We start from the raw sequence: 8,703 nt of genomic DNA on the forward strand, positions 1-8,703 counted from the left end.
GGTCAACCGTAGCTGCGGGTGGGGCGGCCCTTGGCGCCGGGGCGGGCGTGGAAGAGGGCGCCGGCCTGGGGTTGGGTGGTGGGGTCGATGTCCTGTTTGGACGTGGTGATGTAGAGGTCCTCCAGGGTGGGGCCGCCGAAGGTGCAGGCGGTGACCTGGGTGACCGGGAGGGTGAGGTGCTCGACGAGGGTGCCGTCGGGTTGGTAGCAGCGGACGGCGGCGCCGCCCCAGAGGGCGATCCACAGGCGGCCCTCGGTGTCGATCGTCATGCCGTCGGGGGCGCCGTCGGATTCGGGGATGTGGAACAGGGTGCGGCGGTTCGACAGGCCGGTCTCGGGGGAGTAGTCGAAGGCGTCGACGGCCTGCGTGGGGGTGTCGATGTAGTAGGCGGTGGCGTCGTCCGGGCTCCAGGTGAGGCCGTTGGAGATGGTGACGCCGGTGAGCACGGTGGTGACGGCGCCATCGGGGTCGAGGCGGTAGACGGCGCCGGCGCCGGGTCGGGTGTCGTAGGCCATGCTGCCGCAGTAGAAGCGGCCGTCGGGGTCGCAGTCGCCCTCGTTCATCCGGATGCCGGGGTCGGTCCACAGCTCGCCGAGCGGGCGCACGTCCTGAAGTTTCGCGTCGGCGAGGGCGAACCCGCGTTCCACGGCGAGCACGACGCCGCCGTCCACCCGGGGCCGAAGCACCGCGGCCACCGTGCCCACGTGGTGCCGGCGCACCTCCGCCGTGTCCGGGTCGAGCTCGAGCACGTCACCGGCGAGCATGTCCACCCAGCGCAGGCCCGGCCATCCGGCATGCCACACCGGACCCTCGCCGTGGTCGGCGTGCGGATCGGTGATCTGCTCCACTGTGGACATAGGTTTCCCTTGCTACGGCAGGACGAGGACACCGTTCACGCGTTGGGGGATGCCGAGCGGGTTGCCGTCCCGCAGCGCCTCCGGCAGCAGGTGCTGCGGCACGTTCTGGTAGCACACCGGGCGCTGGAACCGGCGGATCGAGGTGGTGCCGACCGACGTGTGCGCCGGCATGCTGGTCGCCGGGTACGGGCCGCCGTGGTGCATGGCGTAGGACACCGCGACCCCGGTCGGCCAGCCGTTCCACAGCACCCGCCCGGCCCGCTCGGTCAGCTCGGCGAACAACCGGCCGGCGACCGGGTCGCCGTCCTCGCCGTGCACGGTGGCGGTGAGCTGGCCGGGGAACATCCGCGCGGCGGCGAGCAGCTCGGCCTCGTCGGTGTAGCGGACGACGATCGAGGTTGGCCCGAAGCACTCGGTGGTCAGTTCCTCAAACGTGGCAAGGAGATCGGCGGCGGTCGTGCCGAGCAGGGTGGGGCTCGGCCCGTTTCCGTTGTCCCGCCCGGCGTGCAGCACGCGGATGGCGCGGTGTCCGGACAGCGCCTGCAGGACTTCGGTGTACCCGGCGGCGATGCGGTCGTTGAGCAGCGGCGCCTCGGCCAGCCCGGCCACCGCGGCGGTCAGCCGCCGCTCGATCTCGTCGGCGGCCGGCGTGTCGGGCACGAACAGCAGGCCCGGCTTGGTGCAGAACTGCCCGGCGCCGAGCGTGTAGGAGCCGACGTACCCGTCGGCGATCTCGGCGGCCCGTGCGGTGGCGGCCGCCTCGGTGACGAAGACCGGGTTGACGCTGCCCATCTCGGCGTAGAACGGGATCGGGTCCGGGCGCGCGCAGGCCAGGTCGAAAAGGGCGCGCCCGCCGGTGAGCGAGCCGGTGAACGCGCCGGCCTTGATCCGCGGGTCCTGGATGAGGGTCCGGCCGGTTTGCTGCCCGTACACCACCGCGAAGGCGCCCTTCGGCGCGCCGCCCTCGGCCAGTGCCGCGGCCACCACCGCGCCGGTCTGCCGGCTCAGCTCGGGGTGGCCGGAGTGCGCCTTGAGCACGACCGGGCACCCGGCGGCCAGCGCGGCCGCGGTGTCACCGCCGGCGACGCTGAACGCGAACGGGAAGTTGCTCGCCGAGTACACCGCGACCGGTCCGACCGGCAGCAGCATCCGGCGCAGGTCCGGCCGGCCGGCCGGCGGCCAGTCGGGATCCGGGGGATCGATGGTGGCCTCGAGGAAGCCGCCCTCCTGCGTCACGTCGGCCAGCAGCCGCAGCTGGAACGTGGTCCGGGCGAGCTCGCCGCTCAGCCTGGCCTCCGCCAGCTTCGTCTCCCGCCCGGCCACCGGCACCAGCTCGCCGGCCGCCGCGTCCAGCGCGTCGGCCACGGCCCGCATCGCGTCGGCACGCGTGGTCAGCGGGAGGTCGGCCATTGCCGCGCGGGCGTCCCACGCCGCCGCCAGCACCGCGTCCAGCTCAGTGTCCATTGTGGACTGTGGTGTCCCGCTCATCGGAAACCCCTTTCACGGCCTCAGGAGTACCTTAACCGCACCGGCCGCGGGGTTGCTCAGCACGCGGAACGCCTCGGTCACGTCGTCGAGCGGGATCTCGTGGGTGATCAGCGCCGCCGGGTCGAGCGCGCCCGACGCGAACGCGCGCACCGCATGCGACCAGGCGCGGGACGGCGCGCCGAACACCGTGTGCACGGTGATCTGGTTGAGCACCAGGTCGGTCGGCGACGGCGGCGCCTCGTCGACGCTCGGGATCCCGGTCAGCGCCACCCGACCGCCCCGGCCGGCCAGCCGCACGGCGGTGCGCGCGGCCCCGGTGGTGCCGGCCGCCTCCACGACGACGTCGAACCGGCCGGCCAGCCGGTCGGCCTCGGCCGGGGAGAGCACCCCGGTGGCGCCGCAGCGATGGGCCAGCTCGACCCGGTCCGGCCGGCGGACCACCACGGCAAGCTCGGCCGGGCCGCCGGCGTGCAGCAGCTGGGTGGCCAGCATGCCGAGGGTTCCGGCGCCCACGACCGCGACCCGTTCACCCGGCACCGGCGCCACCTTCAGGCAGGCCGCGGCGACGCACGCGGCCGGCTCCAGCGCCGCGGCCGCCCGCAGGTCGCTGCCGTCGGGGAGCACGTGCAGCAGGCGCGCCGGCAACGTCAGGTAGTCCGACCAGGCGCCGGGCCGGGTGAAGCCGGTCTCGTCGTAGGGCGCCCCGCACAGGTTGTTGTCGCCGCGCCGGCACGCGTCGCACCGCCCGCAGGAGCGGAAGCCTTCGCCGACGACGGCCTTGCCGACGAGCGCGGCGTCGATGGGGTCGCCGACCGATTCCACGGTGCCGGACCACTCGTGGCCGGGGACCACCGGATAGCGGACGAACCCCTCCGGCCGCCCGCCGGCGAGCATCTCCCGGTCGGAGCCGCAGATCCCGCTCCAGGCCACCCGCACAAGCGCCTCGCCGGGCCTCGGCGGCCGGGGCTCGGCGGCCGCGACCCGAATCCGGTGAGGCTCGTCGATGTACACCGCACGCGGGGTGTCCACTATGGTCATTTCGGCTCTTCCGCTTCGATCATCTTCTGCACGGCCGCCGTGGTGGTCTCGATCAGCCGGCGCATCGCCCGTGCCGCGGCCGCCGGCCGGTGCCCGCGGACGGCGAGCAGCACCGAGCGGTGCAGCGGAAGGGTGCTTGCCACTCCGCCGGGGGCGTGCGAGCTGGCCTCCAGCCCGTGGTGCAGGCCGGGCTCGAGCAGCCGGCCGAGCTGCTCGACGAGCTGGTTTCCGCTGGCGCGCAACAGGGTCAGGTGGAAGGTCAGGTCGGCCCTTACGAACTCCTCCTCGGCCTCGGGCAGCCGCGGGGCGTGCTCGGCCATGCCCGCGTATGCGGTCTCCAGGGTGGCGATCTGCTCGTCGGTGGCGCGCTCGGCGGCCAGCGTCGCGGCGCCGGGCTCCACCATGAGGCGCAGCTCGAGCAGGTCGGTGAGGAAGTCCTGGGCCGTGCTGTGCCAGGTGATCACCTCACGGTCCATGAGGTTCCACTGGTCGCGGGGGAGGACCCGGGTGCCGAGCCGGGGTCGCGGTTCGACGAGTCCCTTGGCGGCGAGGGCCTTGACCGCCTCCCGGATCCCGCCGCGGCTGACCTTGAGCTGTGCCGCCAGGTCCGCCTCGTTGGGCAGCTGGCTGCCGTGCGACAGCTCGCCGGACACGATCCGCCGGCCGATCCACTCCACCACCTGGCCGTGCATCGTCCGGTGCCGGCCGAGCGGCCCTTCCGTCACGCTCATCCCACCACCACGCTCACCCGCGAATCATCGAATGATTGATAGATAAAGTCAAACGCCCTAGAGTCGCGCTCATGAAGATTACCGGGGTGCGCACGCACGTGCTCGGCACGCCGTGGCGGAACCTGACCATCGTCGAGGTGCTCACCGACGAGGGGATCAGCGGCCTCGGTGAGGTGCGGATGCTCAACCACACCGACGCGCTGCACGCCTACCTCGAGGAGGCGGCGCCGCGGCACATCATCGGCTCCGACCCGTTCGACGTGGAGAGCCTGGTGCACCGGATGATGCGGCACGACTACGCCCGCCCTGGCGAGATCGCCATGTCGGCGCTGGCGATCGTGGAGATCGCGTGCTGGGACATCAAGGGCAAGGCGCTCGGCCTGCCGGTGTACAAGCTGCTCGGCGGCCCCGTGCGGGACCGGATCCTGGCCTACGCCAACGGCTGGTACCAGGTCGAGCGCACCCCAGAGGAGTTCCACGACGCCGCGCGCAAGGTGGTCGAACGGGGCTACCGCGCCCTGAAGCTCGACCCGTTCGGCGCCGGCATGTTCGAGCTCGACGCCGAGGAGACGGCCCGGTCGATCGCGCTGGTCGAGGCGGTGCGCGCCGCGGTCGGGCCGGACGTGGACATCCTCATCGAGATGCACGGCCGGTTCAACGCGGCGACGGCCATCCGGATCGCCAACCTGCTCGAGCCGTACCGTCCAGGGTGGATCGAGGAGCCGGTGCCGCCGGAGAACCTCAAGGCGCTGGCCAAGGTGGCCGCGCACACCGACATCCCGATCGCCACCGGCGAGCGGCTGCACACCCGGTACGACTGGCGCGAGCTGTTCGAGCTGCAGGCGGCCGACATCCTCCAGACCGACATCACCCACTCCGGCGGCCTGCTGGAGGGCAAGAAGCTGGCCGGCGCCGCCGAGACGCACTACCTTCTGATGGCCCCGCACAACGTGGGCGGCACGATCTCCACCGCGGCCAACCTGCACCTCGCGGCCACCACGGTCAACTTCAAGATCCAGGAGCACTTCAACGACTTCGCCGACTCGTTCGTCAAGGAGTGCGCGCCCGGCCTGCCCGAGGTGGTCGACGGGTACTTCGCGCTGCCCGACGGGCCGGGCCTCGGGGTGCGGCTCGACCACGAGGCGCTGGCCGCGCATCCCCGGGTCCGGGTCGACTTCAACCTGTTCGCCGACGGCTGGGAGCGCCGCCAGGCGCTGCGCTCTTGACTGCTCTTTCGCTCTTGACTCTATAGACCAATCATCGAATGATTCATGCACTGATCGCCACGATGGAGCGGGGTCGATGATGACGGACGTAACCAGCACCACTTCCCGTCGGGCCGCACTGAAGTTCCTCGGTGCGGGTGGCGGCGCGGCGGCCGCGGGCGCACTGCTGGCCGCGTGTACCGGCGTCCAGGAGGGCCAGCAACAGCAGCAGGGTGGCGGGGGCACCGGCAGGTTCCCGGACACGCCGGACTGGCGGTTCGTGTTCGTCAACCACGTCACCACGAACTCGTTCTTCGTGCCGACCAGGACCGGCATGGCCGACGCCGCGGCCCTGCTCGGCATCCCCGAGCCGCAGTGGACCGGCTCGGAGAACGGCAACGTCCCGCAGATGGCCGCCGCCATGAAGACCGCCGTGGACAACAACGCCGACGGCATCGCCGTGGCGCTCACCGACAACAACGCGTTCGTTCAGCTCACCAAGGACGCGCTGGGCAAGGGCATTCCGGTGGTGGCCTACAACGCCAACGCGGCCAACAACTTCCCGCTCGCCTACATCGGCCAGGACCTGTACCTGTCCGGTTTCCAGATGGGCCAGCGGATCGCCAACGACGTCAAGTCCGGGAGGATCCTGGTCGGCATCTCGCAGCCCGGTGGCAACAACGTCCAGCCCCGGCTGGACGGGATCATCGACGCGCTCAAGCAGGCCGCGCCCGGCGTGACCGTGCAGTCGGTGAACACCGGCGCCGAGCAGGCCGGCGAGCTCAACGCGATGACCGCGGCCTACACCGGCGCCCCCGACGCCCAGGGCATCTACGCGGTCGACGCGGGCAGCACCGAGGCGTGCGCGAAGCTGATCACCGACCGCGGCCTGACCGGCAAGGTGCACGGCGGCGGGTTCGACCTGCTCAAGGGGACCATCGACGGCGTGGACTCGGGCGCGCTGGACTTCACCATCGACCAGTCGCCGTACCTGCAGGGTTTCCTGTCGGTGCTGTACCTGTACCTGTTCCGGCTGTCCGGAACGCTGGTGTTCCCGCCGAACACCAACACCGGCCTGACGTTTGTGACCAAGCAGAACATCGGGCCGTACAAGTCGGCGGACAGCAAGTTCGAAGGTGGATCGAAGAGCGACCTGATCAACATGCCGTCCTCGATCCCGCTGCCGCCGGCAACCGTGCTGACCCGGTAGCACCATGAACTTCCTGCTCGGCGTGACGCGGGTCAAGGAACTCAGCATCGTGCTGGTCACCATCGCGGCCGCGATCTACTTCTCGGCCAGCGGCACGGGGTTCAACTCGGTCGGCAACTACGAGACGATCGCCCACGAGCTGGCGCCGTGGGCAATCATCGCCGCGGGCCAGGTCATGCTGCTGATCTGCGGAGAGATCGACCTGTCCGCGGGGTTCGTGTACGCGCTGACCCCGTTCGTGATGATGCTGTTCTTCGTCAACGGCGCGCCGCTGCTCCTCGCCGTGGTGGGCGCGGTGCTGGTGGCCACGCTGATCGGCGTGGCCAACGGGCTGATCCGCACGATGCTCAACCTGCCGTCGTTCATCACCACGCTGGGCATGGCGTTCTTCCTGCAGGGCATGACCCTGGTCATCTCCGACGCCCACCCGGTCGCGGCGCCGACCGACCACTGGGTGGTCACCGTCTTCGGCGGCGGCCAGTGGTCGGAGTTCCTCTGGGTGATCGGCATCGTCGCGATCATGCAGATCATCCTGTCGGCGACCCGGTTCGGCGTGTCCACCCAGGCCACCGGCGGAAACCCGATCGGCGCCGCGGAAGCCGGGATCAAGATCAACCGAGTCAAGGTGATCAACTTCGCGCTCACCAGCACCTTCGCCGGCCTCGGCGGCATCCTGCAGGGCATGCGGGTGGAGTCCATCGATCCGACCAACGGCGGCTTCAACGCGATGTTCTTCGCCGTGGCCGCGGCGGTCATCGGGGGCACCGCCCTGCTCGGCGGGTCGGGCACGGTGATCGGCGCGTTCCTCGGCGCGTTGCTGCTGGCCATGGTCAAGATCGGGTTCAACGTCGTCGGCGTGAGCGCGATCTCGTTCAACGTGTTGCTCGGTATCGCGATCCTGGTGGCTATGGCGTTGAACGCGTCGCTGATCCTGATCCGCACCAGACTGGGCGCCCGGAGGCTGGCATGACCGAGCAGAACGGGCGCCCCGAAGTCATCAGGGCCGAGCACCTCAGCAAGTCGTTCGGGCCGGTGAGCGCGCTGACCGATGTCAACATGCACGTGCGCCGGGGCGAGATCCTCGGGCTGATCGGGGACAACGGGGCCGGAAAGTCCACTTTGATCAAAATTCTGACCGGCTTCCACCAGCCCGACGGCGGCAGCCTGACGTTCGAGGGGCAGCCGGTCACGCTGCGCTCGGTGTCGCACGCCCGGTCGCTGGGCATCGAGACGGTCTTCCAGGATCTCGCGCTGGTCAACGACCTGCCGGTGTACCTCAACCTCCATCTGAACAAGGAAGTGGTGTACAAGCCGCTGCCGTTCCTGCGGCGCCGGGAGATGCGCCGCCGGGCGCGGGAGGCGCTGGACTCGATCGGCATCAACATCCCGTCGGTGAACGCCGAGGTGGGCATGCTCTCCGGCGGCCAGCGGCAGGCCATCGCGGTGGCCCGCGCGGTGTACTCCAACGCGAAGCTGCTGCTGCTCGACGAGCCGCTGGCCGCCATGGGGGCCAAGGAGAGCGGCCTGATCCTGAAGCTGCTGCACCAGCTCAAGCAGCGCGGCGACGTGGCGATCATCCTCATCGCGCACAACTACAGCCAAGTCGTCGACGTCTGTGACCGGGTGAACCTGCTGCAGCACGGCGAGATCACCGTCGACAAGCCGTCACGGGACACCTCGGTGGCCGAGCTGCTCGAGCTCGTGCACGCCGAGTACCGGTTGAACCAAGGCTGACTCCCTCGCGTAGTCGTATGGTGACGGGGATCGTCACCATAAGGGGATTTCAGATGTCTCGACATCGGCGGGGAGCTCGACTGTCCATACTGGTCGCGATGGCGGCCGTTCTGATGGTGCCGGCGGCGCCGGCCGCGGCCGACGTGCCGCTGGAGGAGCTGAGGGTGGTCACCACGCAGGTGGCCTCCGGTTTGGCGCGGCCAACCGCGATCGCCGCGGTGCCCGACGGCCGGCTGCTGATCGCGGAGAAGCGGGGGACAGTGCGCGCGTTCCACCCGGACACCGGGCTGGCGCCCGCCCCGGTGCTGGACATCACCGGCCGGGTGAGCAGCGTGTCCAACGAGCGCGGCCTGCTCGGCATCGTCCCGGCGCCGGACTTCGCCCAGACCTCGGTGGTGTACCTGGCGTACACCCGGCTGTCCGACAACGCGCTGACCCTG

9 protein-coding genes are annotated in these 8,703 nt (G+C 70.8%); 5 read left to right on the top strand and 4 right to left on the bottom strand.

Translation table 11 applies throughout. The features are described 5' to 3' along the window. Positions 1–2: 2 nt before the first annotated feature. The 4 genes from VGX25_RS32020 to VGX25_RS32035 are packed head-to-tail and all read right to left on the bottom strand — an operon-like array spanning position 3 to position 4,114. The gene (locus VGX25_RS32020) at positions 3–857 is read right to left on the bottom strand and encodes an SMP-30/gluconolactonase/LRE family protein (RefSeq protein WP_326921701.1); all 855 of its coding nucleotides are present in this window, start codon (positions 855–857) and stop codon (positions 3–5) included. A gap of 12 nt (positions 858–869) precedes the next feature. After that, positions 870–2,345 (bottom strand): aldehyde dehydrogenase (NADP(+)), encoded by a 1,476-nt coding sequence (locus VGX25_RS32025; protein WP_326921702.1) that lies wholly within the window; start codon positions 2,343–2,345, stop codon positions 870–872. 12 nt (positions 2,346–2,357) lie between these two features. Further along, positions 2,358–3,383, bottom strand: coding sequence for a zinc-dependent alcohol dehydrogenase (locus VGX25_RS32030; protein WP_326921703.1), 1,026 nt, complete (start codon positions 3,381–3,383; stop codon positions 2,358–2,360). Further along, positions 3,380–4,114: a FadR/GntR family transcriptional regulator gene (locus VGX25_RS32035; protein WP_326921704.1), complete on the bottom strand. Its 735-nt coding sequence runs from the start codon at positions 4,112–4,114 to the stop codon at positions 3,380–3,382. Before VGX25_RS32035 ends, VGX25_RS32030 begins: the two co-directional genes overlap by 4 nt. 71 nt (positions 4,115–4,185) lie before the next feature. On the opposite strand from VGX25_RS32035, the gene VGX25_RS32040 reads away from it, so the two are divergent. The 5 genes from VGX25_RS32040 to VGX25_RS32060 form a co-directional block, all read left to right on the top strand. Beyond that, positions 4,186–5,340, top strand: coding sequence for a mandelate racemase/muconate lactonizing enzyme family protein (locus VGX25_RS32040; protein WP_326921705.1), 1,155 nt, complete (start codon positions 4,186–4,188; stop codon positions 5,338–5,340). 76 nt (positions 5,341–5,416) lie between these two features. Next, the gene (locus tag VGX25_RS32045; RefSeq protein WP_326921706.1) at positions 5,417–6,529 is read left to right on the top strand and encodes a substrate-binding domain-containing protein; all 1,113 of its coding nucleotides are present in this window, start codon (positions 5,417–5,419) and stop codon (positions 6,527–6,529) included. A gap of 4 nt (positions 6,530–6,533) precedes the next feature. Beyond that, the gene (locus VGX25_RS32050) at positions 6,534–7,499 is read left to right on the top strand and encodes an ABC transporter permease (RefSeq protein WP_326921707.1); all 966 of its coding nucleotides are present in this window, start codon (positions 6,534–6,536) and stop codon (positions 7,497–7,499) included. Then, on the top strand, positions 7,496–8,263 hold the full coding sequence (locus VGX25_RS32055; protein WP_326921708.1) for an ATP-binding cassette domain-containing protein: 768 nt from the start codon (positions 7,496–7,498) through the stop codon (positions 8,261–8,263). The genes VGX25_RS32050 and VGX25_RS32055 overlap by 4 nt, the downstream gene beginning before the upstream one ends. Before the next feature lie 98 nt (positions 8,264–8,361). Next, positions 8,362–8,703, top strand: a 342-nt coding sequence (locus tag VGX25_RS32060; RefSeq protein ID WP_326921709.1) for a PQQ-dependent sugar dehydrogenase, incomplete at its 3' end; no start/stop codon positions are given.

The sequence above is a fragment of the Actinophytocola sp. genome, from assembly GCF_035942955.1.
GTDB lineage: Bacteria > Actinomycetota > Actinomycetes > Mycobacteriales > Pseudonocardiaceae > DASYTH01.

Bases quoted from the DNA above. Each gene is read 5' to 3' on its own strand.
- VGX25_RS32020 (WP_326921701.1), bottom strand. From the start codon at position 857: ATGTCCACAGTGGAGCAGATCACCGATCCGCACGCCGACCACGGCGAG.
- VGX25_RS32025 (WP_326921702.1), bottom strand. From the start codon at position 2,345: ATGAGCGGGACACCACAGTCCACAATGGACACTGAGCTGGACGCGGTG.
- VGX25_RS32030 (WP_326921703.1), bottom strand. From the start codon at position 3,383: ATGACCATAGTGGACACCCCGCGTGCGGTGTACATCGACGAGCCTCAC.
- VGX25_RS32035 (WP_326921704.1), bottom strand. From the start codon at position 4,114: ATGAGCGTGACGGAAGGGCCGCTCGGCCGGCACCGGACGATGCACGGC.
- VGX25_RS32040 (WP_326921705.1), top strand. From the start codon at position 4,186: ATGAAGATTACCGGGGTGCGCACGCACGTGCTCGGCACGCCGTGGCGG.
- VGX25_RS32045 (WP_326921706.1), top strand. From the start codon at position 5,417: ATGATGACGGACGTAACCAGCACCACTTCCCGTCGGGCCGCACTGAAG.
- VGX25_RS32050 (WP_326921707.1), top strand. From the start codon at position 6,534: ATGAACTTCCTGCTCGGCGTGACGCGGGTCAAGGAACTCAGCATCGTG.
- VGX25_RS32055 (WP_326921708.1), top strand. From the start codon at position 7,496: ATGACCGAGCAGAACGGGCGCCCCGAAGTCATCAGGGCCGAGCACCTC.